This is a genomic window from Myxococcales bacterium (genome assembly GCA_016712525.1).
Classification (GTDB): domain Bacteria; phylum Myxococcota_A; class Polyangia; order Polyangiales; family Polyangiaceae; genus JAAFHV01.
Window position 1 is genome coordinate 1,405,541 of record JADJQX010000007.1, and the last position, 21,332, is coordinate 1,426,872.

At 69.9% G+C, this 21,332-nt stretch carries 19 protein-coding genes; 15 read left to right on the top strand and 4 right to left on the bottom strand.

The window, feature by feature from the left end; translation table 11 throughout:
- The first annotated feature begins 143 nt into the window (after window positions 1-143).
- From IPK71_23065 to IPK71_23095, 7 genes are all read left to right on the top strand, one after another.
- Complete coding sequence (locus IPK71_23065; protein MBK8216620.1) at window positions 144-965, top strand: acyltransferase family protein; 822 nt, start codon at window positions 144-146, stop codon at window positions 963-965.
- Window positions 962-1,960, top strand: coding sequence for an NAD-dependent epimerase/dehydratase family protein (locus tag IPK71_23070; GenBank protein MBK8216621.1), 999 nt, complete (start codon window positions 962-964; stop codon window positions 1,958-1,960). Before IPK71_23065 ends, IPK71_23070 begins: the two co-directional genes overlap by 4 nt.
- An 89-nt stretch (window positions 1,961-2,049) precedes the next feature.
- The gene (locus IPK71_23075; GenBank protein ID MBK8216622.1) at window positions 2,050-2,835 is read left to right on the top strand and encodes a hypothetical protein; all 786 of its coding nucleotides are present in this window, start codon (window positions 2,050-2,052) and stop codon (window positions 2,833-2,835) included.
- A gap of 15 nt (window positions 2,836-2,850) precedes the next feature.
- Complete coding sequence (locus IPK71_23080) at window positions 2,851-5,109, top strand: hypothetical protein (GenBank protein MBK8216623.1); 2,259 nt, start codon at window positions 2,851-2,853, stop codon at window positions 5,107-5,109.
- Entirely contained in the window at window positions 5,106-5,918 is an 813-nt protein-coding gene (locus IPK71_23085) for a hypothetical protein (protein MBK8216624.1), read from the top strand. The genes IPK71_23080 and IPK71_23085 overlap by 4 nt, the downstream gene beginning before the upstream one ends.
- Entirely contained in the window at window positions 5,894-6,265 is a 372-nt protein-coding gene (locus IPK71_23090) for a hypothetical protein (protein ID MBK8216625.1), read from the top strand. Before IPK71_23085 ends, IPK71_23090 begins: the two co-directional genes overlap by 25 nt.
- Window positions 6,262-7,068: a 1-acyl-sn-glycerol-3-phosphate acyltransferase gene (locus IPK71_23095; GenBank protein ID MBK8216626.1), complete on the top strand. Its 807-nt coding sequence runs from the start codon at window positions 6,262-6,264 to the stop codon at window positions 7,066-7,068. Before IPK71_23090 ends, IPK71_23095 begins: the two co-directional genes overlap by 4 nt.
- A gap of 12 nt (window positions 7,069-7,080) precedes the next feature.
- Here the strand turns inward: IPK71_23095 and IPK71_23100 are convergent, their stop codons facing one another.
- Window positions 7,081-7,845, bottom strand: a complete 765-nt coding sequence (locus IPK71_23100) for a lytic polysaccharide monooxygenase (GenBank protein MBK8216627.1) — start codon at window positions 7,843-7,845, stop codon at window positions 7,081-7,083.
- A gap of 72 nt (window positions 7,846-7,917) precedes the next feature.
- Window positions 7,918-8,493: a DNA-3-methyladenine glycosylase gene (locus tag IPK71_23105; protein ID MBK8216628.1), complete on the bottom strand. Its 576-nt coding sequence runs from the start codon at window positions 8,491-8,493 to the stop codon at window positions 7,918-7,920.
- An 86-nt stretch (window positions 8,494-8,579) separates the two neighbouring features.
- Here IPK71_23105 and IPK71_23110 point away from each other — a divergent pair, with 86 nt between their 5' ends.
- Genes IPK71_23110 through gloB form a run of 4 tightly spaced genes read left to right on the top strand, consistent with a single transcriptional unit; the run spans window position 8,580 to window position 12,370 of the window.
- The gene (locus IPK71_23110) at window positions 8,580-9,164 is read left to right on the top strand and encodes a hypothetical protein (GenBank protein MBK8216629.1); all 585 of its coding nucleotides are present in this window, start codon (window positions 8,580-8,582) and stop codon (window positions 9,162-9,164) included.
- The gene (locus IPK71_23115) at window positions 9,164-10,360 is read left to right on the top strand and encodes a hypothetical protein (GenBank protein ID MBK8216630.1); all 1,197 of its coding nucleotides are present in this window, start codon (window positions 9,164-9,166) and stop codon (window positions 10,358-10,360) included. The genes IPK71_23110 and IPK71_23115 overlap by 1 nt, the downstream gene beginning before the upstream one ends.
- A gap of 15 nt (window positions 10,361-10,375) precedes the next feature.
- Complete coding sequence (locus IPK71_23120; protein ID MBK8216631.1) at window positions 10,376-11,539, top strand: GNAT family N-acetyltransferase; 1,164 nt, start codon at window positions 10,376-10,378, stop codon at window positions 11,537-11,539.
- 42 nt (window positions 11,540-11,581) lie between these two features.
- Window positions 11,582-12,370, top strand: coding sequence for a hydroxyacylglutathione hydrolase (gloB, locus tag IPK71_23125; protein MBK8216632.1), 789 nt, complete (start codon window positions 11,582-11,584; stop codon window positions 12,368-12,370).
- 12 nt (window positions 12,371-12,382) lie between these two features.
- Here gloB and IPK71_23130 read toward each other — a convergent pair whose 3' ends face one another.
- Window positions 12,383-13,732, bottom strand: a complete 1,350-nt coding sequence (locus IPK71_23130) for a sulfatase (protein MBK8216633.1) — start codon at window positions 13,730-13,732, stop codon at window positions 12,383-12,385.
- A 191-nt stretch (window positions 13,733-13,923) separates the two neighbouring features.
- Here IPK71_23130 and IPK71_23135 point away from each other — a divergent pair, with 191 nt between their 5' ends.
- Window positions 13,924-15,183, top strand: coding sequence for a hypothetical protein (locus IPK71_23135; GenBank protein MBK8216634.1), 1,260 nt, complete (start codon window positions 13,924-13,926; stop codon window positions 15,181-15,183).
- A gap of 507 nt (window positions 15,184-15,690) precedes the next feature.
- On the opposite strand, the gene IPK71_23140 is transcribed toward IPK71_23135, so the two are convergent.
- Window positions 15,691-16,521, bottom strand: a complete 831-nt coding sequence (locus IPK71_23140; protein MBK8216635.1) for a hypothetical protein — start codon at window positions 16,519-16,521, stop codon at window positions 15,691-15,693.
- Between the two features lie 45 nt (window positions 16,522-16,566).
- On the opposite strand from IPK71_23140, the gene IPK71_23145 reads away from it, so the two are divergent.
- The 3 genes from IPK71_23145 to IPK71_23155 all read left to right on the top strand — a co-directional run bounded on the left by IPK71_23145 (window position 16,567) and on the right by IPK71_23155 (window position 21,282).
- The gene (locus tag IPK71_23145) at window positions 16,567-18,054 is read left to right on the top strand and encodes an outer membrane protein transport protein (protein MBK8216636.1); all 1,488 of its coding nucleotides are present in this window, start codon (window positions 16,567-16,569) and stop codon (window positions 18,052-18,054) included.
- A 115-nt stretch (window positions 18,055-18,169) separates the two neighbouring features.
- A complete protein-coding gene (locus IPK71_23150; protein ID MBK8216637.1) occupies window positions 18,170-20,038 on the top strand; it encodes a zinc-ribbon domain-containing protein in 1,869 nt (622 codons plus the stop codon).
- A complete protein-coding gene (locus IPK71_23155) occupies window positions 20,035-21,282 on the top strand; it encodes a hypothetical protein (GenBank protein ID MBK8216638.1) in 1,248 nt (415 codons plus the stop codon). The genes IPK71_23150 and IPK71_23155 overlap by 4 nt, the downstream gene beginning before the upstream one ends.
- The last annotated feature ends 50 nt before the right edge of the window (window positions 21,283-21,332 follow it).

Consider the following 21,332-nt stretch of genomic DNA (forward strand, 5'->3'; position numbering starts at 1 on the left):
GCCGGGGGTCCACGAGCGGGCGGGCCTCGTGTAGCCTAGGGACCGTGGAACGTTCGCTCGCTCGCCTCGGGGGAAAGCTCTTCGGCGTCGCCCCACTCGCTCGAAAGCTCGTGTCGGACGCGGCCTCCGCGCTCGACGATTTCATGACCGCGCGGCTCGGCGAGGAGTTCAACGAGCGCCTCGCGCGTGTGCCCGTGAGCCTCATGTCGTCGGGCGTCGACCCCTTCGGGATGGACCCGGAGTGGACGAAGTACGCGCTCGCCTCGGTCGCGCTCCTGCATCGCCACTACTTCCGCACGGACGTCGTAGGGACCGAGAACATTCCCCCTGGGCGATGCCTGCTCATCGCGAACCACTCCGGGCAAATTCCCATCGACGGCGCGCTCATCGGGGCCTCGCTCTTCATGGACGCCGAGCCACCGCGCTTCATGCGCGCCATGGTCGAGAAGTGGTCGCAGACCCTGCCCTTCGTGTCGGTGTTCTTCTCGCGCGTCGGCCAGGTGGTCGGCGTCCCGGAGAACGCGAAGCGGCTGCTCGAGCGCGACGAGGTCTTGCTCGTGTTCCCCGAAGGCGCCAAGGGCATCTCGAAGACGTACGACCAACGCTACAAGCTCGCCGACTTCGGCCTCGGTTTCATGCGCCTCGCCCTCGAGACCGGCACGCCCATCGTGCCCGTGAGCGTGGTCGGAGGCGAAGAGCAGTACGTGAACGTGAAGAACGTCGACACGCTCGCGCGGCTCCTCCGCATGCCGTCGTTCCCGATCATCCCTCAGCTGCTCCTGCCGGGCGGAGCGCTCCCTTTGCCGACGAAGTACCGCATCACGTTCGGCGAGCCGATGTTCTTCGAGGGGGATCCCGACGATGACGACGCCGTGATCGACGAGAAGGTGCAGCTCGTCCGGGACACGGTCCAGGCCATGGTGACCCGGGGCGTCCGTCAGCGAAAGAGCGTATTTTTCGGATGAGCGGCACCATCGGAGAGCCCGAACTCGAGATCGCCATCGACGAGCCTCACGAGTCGCTCCCGCGCGGCGAGGGCACGGTGCTCGTCACGGGGGCGTGTGGTCGCCTCGGAAAGAGCCTCGTGCGGGCGCTCCACCGCGACCGTCGGGTCATCGCCGTGGACCGCCGTCCGTTCCCCGATCGCCCCAAGGACGTCGAGCACGCGCAGGTCGACATCCGACGAAAGAAGCTCAAGGACGTCTTTCGTTCCGGTCACGTCGAAGCGGTGGTCCACCTCGGCGTCATGCACGACCCCCGCGCCTCCGACGCCGATCACCACTCGTGGAACGTGGCCGGCTTCCAGAAGCTCCTCGAGTACGCGGTGCAGTTCCGCGTGCCGAAGGTGGTCGTGCTCTCGAGCGCCAACGTGTACGGCCCTCAGCCCGACAACGCGCAGTTTCTCCCCGAGGACGCGCCGCTCCTCGGGGGAGCCCGGTTCAGCGAGATCCGCGACCTCATCGAGGTCGACATGCTCGCCCAGGGCTTCTTCTGGCGTCACCCTTCGACCGAGACCGTCATCCTCCGCCCCGTGCACATCCTCGGTCAGGTGCGGAACGCGGCGTCGAACTTCCTGCGGCTGCCGACGATTCCGACGCTCATGGGGTTCGACCCGATGGTGCAGGTCATCCACGAGTCGGACGTCGTCCACGCGGTCACGTGCGCCCTTGCGCCGGGCATGCGCGGCATCTTCAACGTGGCCGGCGAGGAGCCGCTCCCGCTGTCGCGTGTCGTGCGGACACTCGGAAAAACGAGCTTGCCCGTCCCCTACACGCTCGGAAAGGCCGTGCTCCGGCGACTCTTCGCCCTCCGGCTCTCGAGCTTCCCGACTCCCGAGCTCGACCATATTCGGTACGTCTGCATGGTCGACGACACCCACGCGCGGACGCGGCTCGGCTTCCGCCCGAGGGTCTCGATCGAGGACACGATACGTTCCGTCGACGCCGACCGCTTCCGCTGAGGCGCCCGCCCTTTCGAGAGCCGAGACCATGCGCCGACGAGGCGACGTTGAGCCCCCCACGGGGGGAAAAGCTGCTAGTCTCGTGCTTCATGCGTTCTCGCCACCTTGCGGCAAGCCTCCTCTTCCTCGCGTCCTGCTCCGGGGGCACGGGAGATCCGCCGAGCGTCAAGGTGCTCGGGCCGCCGGTCGGTGACGGCAAGCGCATTCGCGAGGTCGCGAACCCGGACATCAAAGACCGCCCGGGGCCGGGCTCCGAGGTGACGGTCACGGGCGTCACGGTGGTCGCCGTCGACAACTTCGACGAGACCAAGAACGGTCGGAGCCGAGGCACGATCTACGTCCAAGACCTCGGCTCGACCGAGCCCTACTCGGGGATCGGGCTCTTTGCTCCCGCCTTCGTCCCGGGCGATCTCCGCGTGGCGGCCGGCGACGTGCTCGACCTTCGTGGCGAGTACCAAGAGAACAAGAACATCGGCACCGCCATCTTCCCCGAGGGCCAGGTCCTGCCTCAGCTCGCGCGGCCCGTCGCGCAGTTCCGCTACGACTTCACCCCGCCGCCCCCGGTCGAGATCGACGTCAAGGATCTCCTCGACTACTCGAAGGGTCGGCGGTGGATCGGCATGCTCGTGAAGGTGAAGGACGTCACCCTCGACGGTCGCCTCAGCGAGAACAACGGGCGCGTCACCGGGTTCCTCACCGCGAAGGGCACCGCAGCCGACGATCGAAACCGGCCGACGGTCACGAACGAGCTCTACGATCTCAAGGCCGGCGACGCCGCCGAGAACCAGCAGTTCGCGTCGATCACGGGCGTCGTCACCTACTTCTTCAACCTGCACGTGGCCCCGCGCTCCGCGGCCGACGTGGTCAAAAAGTAACGTAAATCCAATGGGTTGGCGCTGAAGGCAGCAGCTCGTCGAGGGCGCGCGCTCGGGCTCGCGGCGGCGCTCGGCCTCGCGGCCTGTGGACCTCCGCCCGAGAGGACTTCGGCCCCGAGCGCGGGGCATTCCGTGGCGCGTGTCGTGCGCCCCGAAGGTGCTCCCGCGCTGGGTGTGGCTCCGCCGGGTGGTCTTTCGTCCGTGGTCGCCGTGCTCTCCGCGGCGGGGCCCGAAGAGTCGGCGGGGCTCGGCGCGTACCTCGAGGCACGCCTCGCGAAGGGCGGTCTCGCCGGGAAGGTCGTCGTGCGGCCTCGGTTCGACACCGTCGACATCGAGCTCACGCCAAAAGACGTACGGGCCGACATCCCTGCCCTCCTCGTCGTTCTCCGCGAGAGGGTGTCGGACGCACATGCGGACGCGCTCGAGGCGGCGCGTCGTCGTGTCGCTTCTCTGCCCGCAAGCCCGGCCGGAGAGACCCACGCACGCTGCCGCGGCGAGGCCGTACGTCCGTCCGCACGGGGAGCGCTCGGGAAAGCCTCCGACGCGAACGACGGCGCCGCGTTCGCCCGTGCCCTCGAATCGGTCAGGGACGCGGCCGTCGCGCAAGGTCCCCTCTCGATGGGCGTCGCGGGCCCCCGGGAAACCGCGGAGCTCGTGGAGCGTGCGCTCGTAGGCGCGGGGCCTTGGGCACGGCACGAGCGGCCCGTGCAGGGCATGGGGCCATCATTTCCCGCGATGGCGCAGGGTCCAGCGCCGCGCGAGCTCCATCTGTCGGTGGAGGCTCCGCTCGGGGCGCGCACCGAAAACGCGGCACGGGCGCTGCAAAAAACGGACGGCGCGCTCGCCAGCGTCGTGGGCCGCGAGGGCGGCGTCGTGGCGCGTGTCTCGGCGACGCCTACGTCGGGAGGCTCGTGCCTCGGGGTGGTGATCACGCTCCCGGAGGGGCGGCCGTTCGCCCCGAGGCTCGTAGCCCTCACCGAGAACGCTGAGCGGGCCATCGGGAGCGCCCTCGCCGTGGCCGATGGACGCTTCGTCGACGGCACCGCGCCGGCCGCGCGCGCGCTCGACGCTGCCTACCTGGCCTTGAGCCCCGCGAACGCCGAGCACAGGACGACACGGACGGTCCTCGCGGGCGCCGAGCTCGAGCCCCGCGCGGTGCCCACGAGCGCTTCGCGAACGGGCGGAGGTGCGGGCGAGCCCCGCGTCACCGTGAGCGTCGCGCCCGCGGACGCCGACGCCCCCTGGATCGCGATCGTGGCCCCGTGCGCGGCGCTCGACGAGACCTCTCGCGACGCGGGGCTCGCGGCCCTCGCGATGACGAGCGCGGCGAGGCGAGCGCCCGACGTCCTGTCCCCCATCGTCACGTCGCGAGGGATAGGGCTCCTCGCTCGCGCGCCGAGGAGAGAGGGCGAGACCTCGCGCGCTCACGTGACGAGGCTCCTCGAGACCGCGGCGTCGGCGCTCTCGATGCCGGCCGACGCCGCGACACGCCGCGCGGAGCGGGCGCGGAGCCTCGCTGCCGCAACGAAGGATCGGGAGCGCCTCCTCGGCACCCTGGCCGAGATCGTCGCCCCGGGTCGGACGTCGATGCTCTCCCCTCGAGGATCCCTCCGGTCGCTCGGCGAAGTGACCGACGAGGCGCTCGTGGCGCGTCACGTCGCGCTCGCCGAGGGCCCGCTCGTCGTCCACGTGCGAGCAGGAGAGCCCCGCGGAGAGCTCGAGGCGCTCGCGATGGACGTGGCGGACCGTTTCGCGCTCGGAGGCGGTGGTGCGTGCCGCGCCTTCGAGCCCAAGATCCCACCTTCGGTTCGCACCGAGGTGCGCGCCATCGCACCGCGCGGAGGCGATGACTACGTCGCGCTCGCCTTCGTCGACCGCGCACCGCGCCCCCTCGCGACCCTCCACGCGGTCGCGCGGCTCGCGTCGCACCGTGACGCTCTCGGTCCGGAGCTCGTGGCCAAGACGCGCGACCTGCGGGCAGAGGTCGCGCCGCTCGGGGCGGGAGCCGTGCTCGTCGTCCACTTCTCGACAGCCCGAGAATCGTCCAATGAAATCATAAACTTACTACGCAAACAGCTCGCACGGCTCGGCGACGCCGCGCCCGAAGCCGTGATCCGCGCGGCGCTCGACGCAGGCGCCGCGACCCGTGAGGTGACTCCCCCATGGCTGGAGGTGAAACCGTCGGCCGCCCCACCGCGCATCGACGACGTTCGTGCCACCGCGCGCGACGTGTTCCCCTCTGGAGGAATCGTCGCCGTCCTCGGGGCCCCGTGAGCGCGGTGTCGACGTTCGGGTGGGACGAGGCGCTCGATGTCCCCTTCTTCGACGTCGACGGCGATCGTGTGCGACTGCTCGTCGACGGGAGCATGGCGTTCCGCGCGATGCTCTCGGCCATCCGCAGCGCCCGCCGCGAGGTCCTCCTCGAGATGTACTGGGTCGGCGACGACCCGGTCGGTACCCGCTTTCGGGCGGAGCTCGCCGCGGCCGCTCGGCGTGGCGTGATGGTGCGCATCGTGTTCGACGCCTTCGGCAGCCTCGGCCTCCCCGGGGACTTCTGGGCGCCGGTCGAGCGCGAGGGCGGGATCGTGTACGCGTTCCACGCGCTCTCCCCGTTCGCCCGCAGGTTTCGGCTCGATTTCCTCGAGCGACGCGACCATCGCAAGCTCCTCGTGGTCGACGGGACCACGGGCTTCCTCGGCGGCATCAACCTCGCGCTCCCCTGGCTCCCACGCGAGTGCGGGGAGAGGCCTTCCGCGACGACGCGATCGAGATCACCGGCCCTAGCCTCGAAGACCTGCGCGCGCTCTTCTTCAAAACGTGGAGCCACGTCTCCGGTACCCGCGCGGGGCCCGCCGTTGCCGCGTTCGGTGAGCGACGGTTGGGGCGTGTCTGGGCGCTCGCGAGCCCCACGTCGCGGAGGGCTCGCCGAAGTGTCCTCAGGGAGTACCTCTTCCGCATCCACCGTGCGAAGCGCTCGCTCGACTTCGCGAACGCGTATTTCGTACCTCGAAGCTCGTTCCGACACGCGCTCTACGGCGCTCGCCGCCGTGGCGTTCGGGTGCGTCTCCTCTTGCCCGAGGTGAGCGACATCACGGCGGTGCAGCTCGCCCAGGAGTCCTTCTACGAGGACTACCTCGCCGCTGGGATCGAGGTCTACCTCCTGCACGATGCCGTGCTCCACTCGAAGACCGCGATCGTCGATCGTCACTTCGTCACCACCGGCAGCTACAACCTCGACGAACGCTCCCGGGTGAAGAACTTCGAGCTGAACCTCGCCATCGAGGACGCGGCGTTCGCCGAGCACGTGAGCGAGGTGTTCGAGAGCGACCTCCAGCGTTCCGTGCGGCTCACCCCTGGCTCGTGGCAACGTCGTAGTGTGGTCCGGCGAGGCGCCCAGGCCTTCGCCCATCTGTTTCGGAGGCTCCTTTGATCGTCACTCGAGCACGGCAAGCGGCGCGCGCCGCCGGCTTTCTCGGCCTCACCGCCGTCATGATCCCGCTCTACGTGGGGCGAGACACCCTGACGAAGCCCCACGACCGCGACGCCGTCCGCGATCGATGGGTGAAGCGCTGGGCCTCGGGTCTCTTGTCCCTCTTCGACGTCCGCGTCGAGCCCATCGATCCCGTCACGCCGCCGCCGGACGGAGTCGGGCGTCTCATCGTGTCGAACCACCGTTCGGCCATCGACATCGGCGTGCTCCTCCAGACCTTCGGGGGCCGCATGGTGAGCAAGGCCGATCTCTCCGGTTGGCCCGTGGTCGGCGCAGCCGCCCGGAGCGTCGGGACGGTCTTCGTCGAGCGCGGTGACGCGAAGAGCGGCGCCCAGACCATCCGAGCGATCCGAGATCTCCTCCGCGCGGGCCAGACCATCGTGATCTTCCCCGAAGGGACGACCTTCGCCGGCGACGAGGTTCGCCCGTTCCAACCTGGCTCGTTCCTCTCCGCCACGAACACCGGCGCCGAGGTCCTCCCAATCGGCCTCGCCTACGAAGAGGGCTCGGACGCGGCGTTCGTCGGCGAGACCTTCCCGCAGCACCTGGCGCGCATGGCAGCGTCGCCCAACCCCACGCGCGTCCGCCTCGCGATCGGGGAGGCCATTCGAACGGAGAAGGCCACGAAGGCCGCGGCCCTCGCCGAGCTCTCGCACGCCGCGGTCGAGCGGGCCGTCACGCGCGCACGCGCCTCGTTCGGCCCCCGCACGAGCGAAGGCCCGAAGCCATCTATCTCTTCGTAATCTATCGACTTTTTACGACGCGCGGCGCCTGCGGCGGGCGCCCAGGAGCGCGGCTCCGAGGGCCACGATCGCGAGCCCGGAGGAGCCCGCCGCCCCGACACCGACCGAACAGCCACCGCTCTCGTCGGTCGGCTCGAGCGGCGTGGGCGACGGAGTCGGCGTGCCGGAGGGCGTGCCCGTCGCGGACGGCGTGGGCGACGGTGTCGGCTGCGGCGCGGCGTCATGGGAGTGACCGGCGTCGCTCGGGGGGACCGAAGCGTCCGTGGGCGCGCCGGCGTCCGACTGAGGCGGGCAGTTCGTGCCCACGCAGATGTCGGCGCAGGTGAAGTACGTGTCACCCGCGTTGATCGACTGCTGGTTCGCCCCGCACGCGCGGTTGATCATGAGCTGACGCACCGAGAGCGTGCAGGCCGTGCACGTCTTCCCGGCCGGCAGGGTGACCGTCATCGTGCGCTTCTTCGGGGTCACGTCACCCGAGGGGTCGTCGACCTGCGCGAGGATCTGGAAGTTCTGATCGTTCGCCTCGGAGAAGAGGACCTGGAAACAGCCGCGGTGGTCGATGGTCTCGGTGAACTCGACGGTGACCTGCTGACCCGCTTGGTACTGCGTGTAGTTGGCGGTGCGTGCCACGCCCCCGCAGGGCCCCGTCTTGTGAGCGTCGGCGCCCGCCTTGCCGAAATCGCGCGCTGGCGGGCTCGACATCACGGTATGGGCGCTCGCCACATGGGCGGAAGCGAGGAAGACGAGCGCGACGGCGGAGGCGGAGAGACGCTTCATGCGGCGGAGCTTACCCGCGCCGGGCGGAACGCGCCAAAAACACCGTCCCGAGCGGACGATTCCGCCCGCGCTTCACGCCCCACGGCCCCTCCCCAGGGACGCTCTGGGGGGACGCGACACCCCCGGGCTCCCTTCGACGAAGAAACGAAGCGGGGCGTCGGCGTCCTCTCCGGCGTAAGCAACCCCCACCCTCGGGGTGACGACCACGCGGCCTTCTGGCCTCTTTCCCCTGCCGAAGTGGAGCGCTTCGTCCGAGACGAGGTCGGTGCCCCCGTGCTCCGCCTCGAGTCGGAGCGCGCGCGTCACGAGCCCGGGGCCGCTCCCGCGCCCTCCCGAAACCTCCACCCCGCGGATGAGCACGGCGTGCCCGGCCCCCTCCGCGAGGCACGTCACGTTGAAGCAGAGGTGCATGCCGTACACACGGAACAGATACGCCGTGCCGGGGCGAGCAAAGAGGTGCTTTCGCGCTTCGGTGCGGCCGAAACGCGCGTGGCAGGCGCGGTCGTCGGGGCCACGGTACGCCTCGGTCTCGACCACGATCCCGACGAGGTCTCCGTCGGCTGTCGTGTGGACGAGGCGAGCGCCGAGAAGGCCCCGGGCCACACGACGCGCGTCACGCGCGAAGAACGATCGATCGAAGCGTTCCACCGTGCACGGAACTTTACACCTGCGCGGCATCGCGGGAAATCGGCCGCCTACGCCCCTCCACGCGTGCCCTGTGCTATGCGACGGGAATGGATCTCACCGTGCTGCTCGAGCCCAAGATCGACCTCCCTCGACTCGCCGAAATCCTCGACGGAATGGGGCACGAGGGCCGTTTGCACACCGTGCGCGGCTGGGGCCTCGCGCGTCAGGCCGAGCTCTTCGAAGCGGTCAAGGGCCACAAGCCGCTCACGTTGGCGGACTTCGTCCCCGACGGGGTCCCGAACCTCACCGAGGTCATCCACGACGGCCGCAACACTCTTCCGCTCTTCAACGACTTTCAGAAGCGCTTCTGCCGCCCGGAGGACGAAGAGGGCGTTCTCTACGGGTACAACGAGGGCTCGACGCGAGGCCTCACCGGCCCGGGCTACTACGTCGCCTACGAGAAGGACGGCGAGCTCGTGATCGACTACCGGAAGACGCCGAAGGCCAAGGTCTCGACGTGGCCGGAGATCATCCCCAACTCGAAGAAGCTCGGCTTCCTCGTCTACGAGGGCATGGTCGACTACATGCGCGGGATCTCGAGTCACGTGTCGATCGGTCGCGCCGAAAAGGGCGGAAAAATGATGGACGCTTATTTCGTCCTCGTCCGGGACGACAGGCCAACGGTCTCCTGATGGGGCACCTCTCCGCCTCCGAGTTCGTCGAGCTGCACCAGGCGCTCCTCGTCAAACACGCGCGCGCGAGCACCAAGCTCGCGACCGACGATCGGGGGCCGCCCCTCCCCGCGGAGGACGTGACCGCCGAGCTCGTGCGTCTCCTCGAGGACCTCGAGTCCTCCGGCGTGGAGCTCGGGAGCATCGCGTCGCCGAACGCGTACCTCCGGAAGTGTGTCCCCGTGGCGCTCTCGCGCGCTCGCAGGCGCCGAACCCTGCTCGCACAGGTCACCGCGGGGGACGACCTCGACGCCGTCTCGAGCGACATCAAGCGGGTCGACGCCGAGCTCCCGTTCCCGCCAGAGGCCCCCACCGCGGAAGCCATCGACGCGCGTGCGCGCCTCGACGCCGTGCTCGCGGGGCTGCGGCCGCACGACGCCTTGATCTTCGCGCTCGTCGTCGAAGACGACCGAGGGGTCGAGGGCGCAGGGCTCGCCATCACCCGCGCGGCCGACGAGGCGAGGGCGAGCTTCGACCGGGGGCTCGCCGTGGCGCGCGAGCTGCGGACGGTGAGCTCGGGGTCTCCGTCCACGTCGGACGAGCGGCTGCGAGAGCTCCTCGTGGAGCTCGCCCGGATCGCCAAGGACCCCGAGGTCAAAGACCACCACGCCGACGAGCCGGTGCTCGCGCTGCTTCGGGGCGGCGACCTCAGCGACGACCTCGGCGACGCGCTCGGGCACGTCGCGCGTTGTGTCGATTGCCGCGCGCGGGTCGCCGAAGGAGAGACGGCCCAGCACTCGGTGGTCGTCATGGCGATCGACGCGGGCACGCACACCGACGTCGTCCTGCGTGCGGCGGAAGAGTCCCACGCGCGGCTCCTCCCGAGGGGCGACGCGCGCTTCACGGCCGTGCTCCCGTCGGACAGCCTCGTGGCGTTCAAAGAGCGGCTCTCGCAAGGCGAGGTCGCGCGGGTCGCCGTCGCCGGACAGGTCGACATCCCCGTGGCGCGAAGGCGCGCGGCGAGCCTCGTCGACGCGACCGAGGCGGGCGGGATCGACGCGGCCGAGCTCCAAGCGTGGGCCGACATCGGGAAGGTCGCGGCCGCCCCTCCGCGCTCCGACGGCTCCGTCCCACGTTGGCTCATGGTGGCGGCGGTCGTGGTCGTGGCGATCGCCTCGGCAACCCTCGCCCTCGCCATGACATCTCACGCTCGGTAAGGGATCGCCCTACCGATGTCCGACACGCCGCTCACGCTCAAGGTCCTCGAGTCCGTGACGGACGTGACGGGCGCCGACTGGAACGGGTTACTCTCTCCCACATCGTCGCCTTTCATGGCCTGGGACTGGCTCGCGTGCCTCGAAGAGAGCGGCGCGGTGCGTGAGAGCTCGGGGTGGGTCCCCCGCCCGCTCGCGCTCTACCGCGGTCCCGAGCTCGTGGCCGCCGCCCCGGCGTACGTGAAGCTCCACAGCGAGGGCGAGTTCGTCTTCGACTGGAGCATCGCCGACGTGGCCCACCGCATGGGGCTCGACTACTACCCGAAGCTCGTCCTCGCGGTGCCCTTCACTCCGGCCACCGGGGAGCGCGTCCTCGTGCGTCCGGGGTTCTCCCGGGAGGAGGCGACCCGTGTCGTGGCCTCGGCGGCTTCGGAGCTCGCCCGCGAGATCGGGATGTCGGGCGCGCACGTGCTCTTCCCCCGCGAGAGCGAGATGCCCTCGCTCCTCGACGCCGGCTACGACGAGCGCCTCGGCGTGCAGTTCCACTTCGAGAACCGAGGGTACCGTTCGTTCGACGACGTGCTCGCCACCCTGCCGTCGAAGAAGCGCACGCAGATTCGCCGCGAGCGCGCGCAGCCCGCCCGGGACGGCGTCCGCATCGAGACCGTGCCTCGTGAGCGCATCGACCGCGCGCTCGCACGGGAGATGCACGCCCTCTACCTGACGACGGTCGACAAGTTCGTGTACGGGCGAAGGTACTTGAACGTCCGCTTCTTCGAGCTCGTGGCCGAGCGGTTCGCGGACCATCTGGCGTGGGTCGTGGCGACGCGACGCGAGGACGGCCGCGACCGCGTCGTCGCGAGCGCCTTCAACGTCAAGGGAGGGGGCGTCCTCTACGGTCGCTATTGGGGCACCCACGTCGACCTCCCGTTCTTGCACTTCAACGTGTGTTTTTACCACGGCATCGACGAGGTCGTGCGTGAGGGTCTCCGCGTCTTCGAGCCCGGCGCCGGAGGAGAGCACAAACGCGTCCGCGGCTTCGCGCCCACGGTGACGAGGTCGGCGCATACCTTCGTCGACCCGAGGCTCCGAGCGATCGTACGCCCCTTCTTCGAGCGCGAGCGGAGGGCGGTGCAAGAGCACGTCGACGAGGCCCGAAGCGGCGCCGGGCCCGAGCGATGAACCTCGGGGTGACGCGGCTCCCCACTCGGGTACTCTGCGTCCATGCGTGTCCTCCCCGTCCCGTGTCTGTCCGACAACTACGCCTATCTCGTGATTTGTGAGGTCACCGGCCAGGCGGCCATCGTCGATCCGTCGACGCTCGACGACACACGCGCGGCGATCGAGGCGCTCGCCCCGGCGGGCCGACGGCTCGTGGAGATCTGGGCGACCCATCACCACGGCGACCACGTCGGAGGCCTCGAGGGCGTGAGGGACACCTTCGCCGTGCCGTGCGTGCGTGCCTTCGCGGATCCGCGGATCGAAGGGGTCACCCATCCGCTCGCCGACCGAGACGTCTTCACGCTCGGCGCGATTCGCGTGACGGCGATGCACGTCCCCGGGCACACCCGGTCGGCCCTCGCCTTCTTCTGCGAAGCCGACGGAGAGGCGCCGTGCGTGCTCACGGGCGACACGATGTTCGCGGGGGGATGCGGCCGCCTCTTCGAGGGGACCCCCGCGGACATGCACGCGTCGCTGACCAAGCTCGCGGCGCTGCCCCCCGAGACGCGCGTGTATCCCGGACACGAGTACACGGTGTCGAACCTCGTCTTCGCGGCCACGCTCGAGCCCGCGTCGGGCGACGTCGCGACCGCGCTCGAGCGTGCCCGTGGCCTTCGCGCGCGAGGGGAGCCGACCATCCCCACGACCATCGACGACGAGCGGAGGACGAACCCTTTCGTCCGGGCGCACGAGGCCTCTCTCCGCGAAGCGGTCGGGTTGCCCGTGGGGTCCGATCCTGTCTCGGTGCTCGCGCTGGCGCGGAAGCGAAAAGACGTGTTCGTGGCTCCCTGAGCGCGCGGCCGCCTACTTCGTCCCCTCGAGGCACCCTTGGCCACACGAGGTGGGCATGACGTCCTTGATGCTCGAGGTCACTTCCTTGTAGACCGCACGCATCCGCTCGAAGTCCTCCCCCTTGGTGATGGGGCGCTCTTCGCCCGGATCGGCATCGAGATCGAAGAGCTTGAAGTAGAGCTGGCCCTGGCCGTACGAGGTCATCTTCCACTTGCCGCTCACGACGGCGCGGCGGCGGTCGTTGTTGCTCGTCGCGGGCAGGTCCACGACCACGGGGCGCGGAGGGGCATCTTTTCCCTTCACCTCGGGGAGGAGGCTCTGCCCCGGGAGCCCCTTCGGGCCCTCGACGCCGAGCGCCTCGAGGATGGTGGGCGCGAGATCGATGGCGCCGCGCGGGGTGTCGACGTGCCGCGGGGCGTTGCCCGGGATACGCACCATGAGCGGGACGCGCACGAGGTTCTCCCAGATCTCGAAGCCGTGGCGAAACTGCTTGTGCTCGCCGAACGCCTCGCCGTGGTCGGCGGTGACGATGACGATCGTGTCCTTGCCGAAGGGCTGCGCGTCGACGAAATCGAGCAATTTTCCCACGTATTTGTCGGTAAAGAGCACCTCGGCGTCGTACTTGTCGCGGAGGGTCTTGCCGAAGGGCTCGATGCCGTCCTTCTCGTGGCCGATGTAGAGATCGTGCGGATCGAGGAAGTGCACCCAGGCGAAGAAGCGGCCCTTCTTGGCGGCCGCGGAGAGCCCCTCCTCGAAGAGCGCCTCGAGCTCGGGGCTCGTGACGTTGTCGTCCTGCTGCGCGTTCCACTTCAGGTTCGGGACGATGCGCCAGTCGGCGAAGCCCTGTTCGAAGCCGGCGTTCTGGAAGTAGCCGTGCGCGTGGGCCCCGACGGTGGCGACGCCGGCCGCCGCGAGGCGCTCGGGGAACATGTCGTTCTGGGCCGCGTATTTCCCGAAAAAGAAGCCGTCGCGCTGGAGCTCGTGAGGGTAGCGCCCGGCGAGGAGGCCGCCGAGGCTCATCGAGGTGTACGACGAGATGGCGTACGCATGAGTGTAACTTACACTTTGTTTCTCGAACGCCGTGAGGCGCGGGGCGATGGCGCGGGGGTAGCCGGCCCAGGGCATGTCGGCGCGGAGCGAGTCGATCGAGAGCAGGAGGACGTTGCGCGGCCCTTCGCTCGGGCGCGAGGACGGCGAGGTGGCGGACGCCCCATCGAAAGACGCGTCGGGCGACGAGGAGGCCGGGGCGGCCACATCGGGGACCTGGTCGGGGCTGTTCGAGGCGGAGGAGCCACCTTTGGAGCATGCGAGCATGCCGCCGAGGAACCCCACAGAAATGAGAAGACGCGTCGAAAGGCGCATGCCCCCTTCTGCCGTATCCGGCGGATCTCGGCAAAATCGTGGCACTTGCGCGGCGCGTCACAACGTTTTGCGCACGTCGCGATCAGGGTGTCGTATTGCGGGATTCGTGCAGGCCGCATAGAGTGAGGCGCACTTGGGGAGCCGCGCGCGGCGCGGAAATGGCTCTTCGAAGACTTGAGGAGAAAACCGCGATGCAAAAGAACAATTGGCTTCGACTCGGAATGGCCGGAATCATCCTTTCGGGCCTCGGCGCCGGCACGGTCCTGCAGGGCTGCGGCGACGACGACGTGACCCCGCTCGACGCGGGCACGGACACGGCGACGACGACCACCATCCCCACCTCGACGGGCTCGGTCCCGGACTCGTCCGTTCCGGACACGTTCGTTCCCCCGGTGCCGGAGTCGCAGAAGATCATCTTCGTGCACGCGGGCAACTGGATGGGGGCGAGCTTCGAAAACGGCCCTGGTCCGCTCGCTCCGCTTGCGGGCGGTGTCCGACTCTGTCTGAAGGCTGGGCCGGTCGGAAACAACCCGTTCCTTCCCGTCCCCGCTCTCCCGAACGTTGCAGCAGCACCGGTGCCAGTTCCCGCGCTTCTTCCCGGCACCGGCGGCGTCCTCCCCGCGCGCACGGACTTCTCGACCACGCGTCTCGAAGGCTTCGCGCTCAGCGTTCAGCGACTCGCGGCCAAGGCCGCGAGCCTTCCCGACGACGCGGCGCGCACCAAGTTCAACAACACCCCCTGCGGTGATCTTTTTGGCAAGGGTCTCGACGGCGATGCTGCGGTCCCGACCGATGGCGGGACCAACCTCGTCGAGGGCGTCGACTTCCTCCGCGTGGGCGTTATCGAGCCCGGAACGTTCACGCCCGACGCAACGTTTGTCGTGACGGTCCAAGGATGCGCGCCTGGCTACGCCGAACAGGCTGGTGTTACCGCCCAGATGGTGGCGGACAAGTGCGGCGCCACCTACGCGAGCGCGACGGGCAACCTCAAGCTCAAGGTCCAAAAGGTCGACCGCGGTGCGGTCGGCGCAACGGAGCTCGGCGCCCAGTTCATCCATGCCACGACCGGCGCGGCGCCGGCCAATCCGGGTGTGCTCCCGGGTGGCGCGGTGGACGGCGGCGCGGACGCGGCGGCCTTCAAGGCCTTCTCGACGGCTGCCCCTGTCGCGTACGACGCCCCCATCACGCCCCTCGTCAAGCTCGCAGGCGTCAGCCTCACGGCCGACGCGCTCACGGTCAACCCGCAGGCGCCGATTCCGCCCTACAGCTTCGCCTCGGCGATCGCGGCGACGGCGGGCAAAGAGCCCGTCGCGCTCGGCAAGGGGAACGTCTTCGTCCTCGTTGGCGAAGGCTCTCTCGCCGTCCTCACGGACCCGGCCGCCCCCGCGAACCGGAAGCTCCACTTCCTCGCGTTCCCGACCAACCCGGTCGTCCCGCCGCTCACCCAGTGACACGCGGCTGACCCGTCGAACGGCGCACCCCTCACGGGGCGCGCCGTTCGCCTTTTTGTCCGGTCACCCATTCCCCACGTCACCCACTCCCCACGTCACCCACTCCCCACGTCACCCACGAAAACCATTACCGGCGATGCCTCCGGCCATCGCCGGCAATGCCCCACTCCGTGTACTCCGCACGCTATCGCGTGCGCAGTACACGCACCCACGTCACCCACTCCCCACGTCACCCCACTACGTGTACTCCGCACGCTATCGCGTGCGCAGTACACGCACCCACGTCACCCACGAAAGCCATCACCGGCGATGCCTCCGGCCATCGCCGGCGATGCCCCACTCCGTGCACTCCGCACGCTATCGCGTGCGCAGTACACGCACCCACATCACCCCACTACGTGCACTCTGCACGCTATCGCGTGCAGAGTGCACGGACCCGTTTCACCCACGAAAAAGCCCGGCGCCCCTCCGGGCCGCCGGGCTTCCCCTCGCCTCGCGAAAGCTACCTCACGGCAGCGCGCACTTGTACTCTTCGCGCTTGATCTCGGGGATCGCGTCGCCCGGCTTCACCGGCACGAAGACACAGAAGTCGGTGCTCGAGTCGAGCGGCTGACGGATGGGCTCGACGACGAAGCCACCGAGCGTCGCGCAGAAGCGCGGGCGGCCGCCGGGCGCGGTGGGGGTGCTGGCGTCGACCGGCGTGGGCGTCACCCCCGAGTCGCCGCCGTCGCCGCCGTCGTCGCCTGCGCCCGCGTCGGGCGTGGGCGTCGGGCCTGCGTCGACCGGGGCCGGCGCCGAGGCCGAGAAGACGCCCTCGAACGTCACGTTCTGGATCTTGATGGGGCGACCCGAGATCGGGTTCGTGTTCGGATCGAGCGTGACCTCGGGGAACACCACCTTGAACCGCCCCGCAGGCGAGACCGGCGCGTTGTCGGCGCCGAACGGCGCGCCGAAGAGCTGGTCCTTGTTCATGCCCGAGGGCGGCGTGGGAACAGGATTACCGCTCGAGAGGTCGACGCCCTTCATCGGCGAGAACTTGATGTTGAGCTTGCCACCCGAAGGGTCCGGCGTGAACTTCACCTCGGTGTAGAAACGCAGCACCTTGGCGAGATCGCCGAGCGAGAGCCCCGAGAGGCAAGAGCCGAAATAAAGCCCTTCGATGACCTCGGTCGGGGCCGACGAGTCGATCGGACCCGAGTCTTCCTTCGGGAGCGGAGCTCGAGCGTCCTCGGTGCGCGCGAGGAAGTCTTCGAAGTCTTCCTTGGGGTGCGGGATACACGCCACGCCCACGCCGATGCCCACAAGCAAAAGCCCAAGCCCGATCGCCCTCGGTTTCATGACGGTTTCATGTAGCACGAATTTGTTTCGTGTTAGGTTCCGAACATGGTTTTGGGTCAAATCGCGCGCCGCATTTCCACTGGCTTCTCTCGCTCGCGCCTCGCCCGCGGCTCGCTCGCCGCCACGGCCGCCGTGCTCGGTCTCCTCGCCGCCGAGGGCGACGCGTCGGCCTCCGGCTACCTGACGGCCCGCTTCGGCGGCGATCACGGCACGCCCGCGTCGCCCAACACCTACGCGGTGTACTTCAACCCGGCCGCCATGGGCGGCACCAAGGGCACGAACGTCACGGTCGATCTCTCGATCGTGCTCCGCCAGGCGAGCTACCTCCGCGACACGACGGCCCTCTCCCCGCAAGATCCGAGCGGCCAGGCCCTGCAGAACGGCGCCTACGTCCAGTCGAACACCGGCAAGGGCACGCTCCTCAACCTGCTCGCGCTCCCCTACATCGGCGCCACGAGCGACCTCGGCACCAAGAGCTTCCGCCTCGGCGGCGCGTTCTACATCCCGTACGGCGGCATGGCCGTGTGGGACAAGAAGGACGAGACCCCGGGCGTTCCCGGCTCCGTGAACGGCCCGCAGCGCTGGCACAACATCTCGGGCACCATCCTCGCGATGCACGCAACGCTCGCGGCCTCGTACACGATCGAGCCCCTCGACCTCTCGATCGGCGCCAACGTGTCCGGCGTGTACCACACGGTCTCCACGGTCCGCGCCCGCAACGTCGACGACAGCGACAAGACGGTCGACGCCACGGGCCGCATCGCCGAGGGCCGCAGCTACCTCACCGCCAACACCCTCAACATGACGGCCTCGGGCGGCATCTACTTCGAGCCCCGCGCGCTCCACCGCAAGCTGAAGCTCGGCCTCTCGTACACCGCGCCTCCCGGCTTCGGCCAGACGCGCATGAACGGCGAGCTCACCCAGCAGCTCGGCACGGCCGCGAGCGCCGGCGGCGACACGCAGAAGATCGACTTTCTCCAGAGCTACCCCGACATCATCCGCTTCGGCGCGGCCTACCGCATCAACGAGAAGTGGGAGGTCAAGGGCGACTTCGAGTACGTGCGCTGGAGCGTCTTCGATCGCCAGTGCGTCGTGCTCGAGGGCCGCAACTGCAACATCGACGCGCGCACCGGCGGCGCGCCGACGACGCAAGACAGCTCCGACATCGTCCTCAACTTGAAGCGCGACTGGCAAGACGCGATCGGCGCGCGCCTCGGGCCCTCGTACTTCGTGAACCCCGACATCGAGGTCTTCGGCAGCCTCGGCTTCACGACGCCCGCCGTGCCCAAGGCCACGATCGACGCGAGCACCATCGACTCGTTCCGCATCTACGCCGCCCTCGGCGCGAAGTACGACGTGTCCAAGAGCCTCGCGATCGCTGCAAGCTACAACCACATCTTCTTCATGCCGGTGAACAACATCGGCGAGAGCGCCTACGCGAAGAACGTCGTCCCCTCGCGCTCGCCAGGCGCCGACGGAAAGTACAACTCGCAGATCGGCATGCTCAACGTGAACGCGACCCTCAAGTTCTGAAGGGAGCACGCCCGGGCCCGTTCGGTCCTCCCGCACGGGCTCGCGTTCGCCTTCTCGCGCGACCTCGCGAGAGATCTTGGGGCTTCCGGCAGATGAAGGTACGCTAGTCCCGCGCATGGCGACGCGAAGCTGCCCCCACTGCGGGCACATCATCCCCGACGTAGCTCGGTTCTGCGGTAGGTGCGGACAGAGCTCCGAGCCCGCGACCGTCGCCGCAGCGCCGGCCGCGCCCGCGCCGTCTCCGCTCGCCGAGGGGTTCCTCAACGAGGCGCCCACGCGCACGGACTGGAGCCCCGACCCGGACGTGCTCGCGGCGATGTCCGAGCCCGCCGAGCGAAAGCCCGCCATGAAGACGGCGCTCGGCATGCCCGCGCCGTCGGGGCTCGGAGCCGCGCCCATGCCCGCGCCTTCGGGAACCGCGCCTGCACAGGCCCAAGAGCCCCCGCGGCAGCGGACGATGTTGGGTGTCGCGATGCCGGGGATCGCCCCCGAAGGCCCGGCCCCGACCCCCGAGAAAAAGCCCATGGGGACGCTGCTCGGAGTGGCGATGCCCGGCGTGGCCCCCTCCCCCGCGGGCGCGGCGCCACAGCAAGCCGCGAGCCCAGCTGTCGCGGCACGCAGCAGCGGCCGCACGCTGCTCGGCGTCTCCGGCCCGCCGAACGTCGCGCCGCCGAACGCCGCGCTCCCGCCGGACATGCTCGCGCCCGGCGTGCTCACGGCGCAATTCCGGGTGCCCGACATTCTCCCGGCGCCGGCCCCACCCCCGCGCGAGGCCCTCCCCGAGGCACCGGAGCTCCAGAAAAAGCGCGGGATCCCGATGGCGCCCGTCGTCGGCGCGGTCGCGTTCGTCCTCGCGGTGGGTGGCGGCGTGCTCTTCTTCACGATGAAGTCCGCGGCCCCGCTCACCGCGCAGGGGCGCGTCGACGAGGCCGGCAAAGAAGCGCTCGCCGTGAAGTGCCCCTCGTGTCCCGACGGCACCAAGCTCACCCTGCGCGCCGCGTCGGTCGAGGTGAAGGGCGGAGAGGCCGTCGTCCCCCTCGCGGAGCCGCTCGCGCTCGGCGCGAACGAGTTCCAGGTCGCCATCGACAGGCCCGCCGGCGGTCGAGACGAGACCGTGAAGCTCTCGGTGCCCGTCTCGTACCGCGTGCGTGCCGACCTCTCGGCGCTCTCGGCCGAGGCGCCCGCGTTCTCGGTCAAGGTCGAGGCCGTGCCCGGCGCGACCGTGGAGATCGACGGGAAGGCGGTCGCGCTCGCGGGCGGCAAAGCCGACGTGCCCTTCCCGATCGGCGACGCGGCGATCGGCACGGCCGACGAGTCCAAGGTGATCGAGCGTACGGTGCCCTTCAAGGTCACGTTGCCCGGAGGTAGCGCCGCCGAGAGCGGCTCGCTGCCGGTCCGCGTCCGCATCGTTCCCCTCCACCTCGACGCGCCCGGGGCGAACGCGGTCATCGCCTCCGGCCCCTGCAAGCTCACGGGGCAAACGGTCGTCGGCGGCAAGATCACGGTGTCGGGTCGCGACGTGACGCTCGGGTCGCGCGGAGAGTTCTCGGCCGAGAGCCCGTGCGCGGAGACCGGAAAAAACGAGGTCCCGGTGGTCGCGAGCATCGCGGGCTTCGCGTCGCGAAGGGCCGTCGTGGTGGTCACGCGCGTCGCGTCCCTCGAGGCCGAGGGCCGAGCGTGGGAGGCCAAGCCGACGGTCCCGATGGAGGCCCTCACGCGACCCGAGAGCGTAGGAAAGCCCACCATCGTCGAAGGCGAGATCGTGGACGCGCGCATCGTCAACGGGCTCACCATCGCCGTGGTCGACAATCGGCGGAGCTGCAAGGCTCAGGCGTGTCTCGTCCGCGTCCTCTACGGCGGCCCCGAGACGCTCGCGAAGGGGCAGGTCGTGAAGGCGTTCGGTGTCGTCACGAAGACGGTCACCGCCGACGGCAAGACCGTGCCCGAGGTCGACGCCGCGTTCGTCGAAAGGAAACCGAAGTGAGCCGCCGGTCGTCGGCGCTCGTCATCGGGGGGCTCGTCGCCGCGGGGCTCGGCGTGAGCGTGCTCGCCCTCGCGGATGGGTTCGATCCGAGGGCCCCGAAATCGGTCGTCGTCGGATCGCCGGGCGGGCCCTCCCCGGTGGGCAGGGTCGGCCCTCGCCGAAACGGTAAATCTCCGAATTCACTACCAAAAAGGCGCATCCACGTCGCCTGGAAGAAGGCGACCGGCGCCCCCGTCGAGGGCCCGGTGCTCGTCGAGGACGGCCGGGTCGTCGTCGTCGGAGCCCGCGGCGACGTGGTCACCCTCGGGCCCGACGGCGACGAGCGCACACGCGCGGCCACGGGCGTCTCCGCGCCGGGCCCCGCGGCGCTCTTGGCCGACGGCACCACCGTGTTCGTCTCCGCGGCCGGGGAGGTCGTCGGCGCCCAGGGCAAATCCAAGCGCTTCGGGGTGCGCCTCGGCCCGTCCGGCGCGGGCAAGGTCTCCCCTCTCCCTCTCGCCGACGGGGGCTTCGTGGCGGCCGCAGGCGCGGACCTCGCCCTCTTCGACGCCGACGGAGGCATTCGGGCGCGCGCTCAGGCCCCCGAGCCGCTCGTGGGCGCGCTCTTGAGCCACGGTGGCCGCGTGGTCGGAGCCGGGCGCAGTGGTGCGGTGCTCGCGTGGTCGCCGGGCGGCGAGGTCGTGCGCGTCGGGAGCTTCCGTGCCCCTATCGACGGACCGATGGCCCTCGACGACGGAGGGCGCCTCGTCGCCGTCACCGACCAGAACCAGATCACCGAGGTCGAGCTCGGGAGATCCGCGGTGAGCACGCGGGCGTCCGCGGCCCCCGGGAGCCTCTATCTCGGCCCCGTCGCGCTCGGGCCCACGGGCACGGCGCTCCTCGGCTCGACGTTCGGGGTGTCGTACCTCGTGCTCTTGGATCGCTCCTCGACCGAGACACGCATCGCGATCGGAACGGCTCCCCCCACGACCCCGACCCTCCTCCCGGATGGCGGCACGCCTCCGGTCGTGATCCCTCCCCACGCCGGGGTGTTGATCGACGCGCAAGGCACCGTGGCGTTCGTGACCCCCGAGGGCGTCGTCGGAGTGGCCTCACGCGACTCCGGCGTCTCCACGCTGGGCGAGTCGGCCTGCGCGCGCGGCGGAGCGCGGGTCGCGTCGCACCCGGGGCTCTCTCCCGCCGAGGCCGGCGCGTTCTACGTCGCCTGTGAGAGCGGTACGGTGGTGAAGGTCGCGGGCGAATAAGGACGAGCCTCGTGCATCGAAGGCGAGCTCGTCCGTGCCGACGTCGTGCA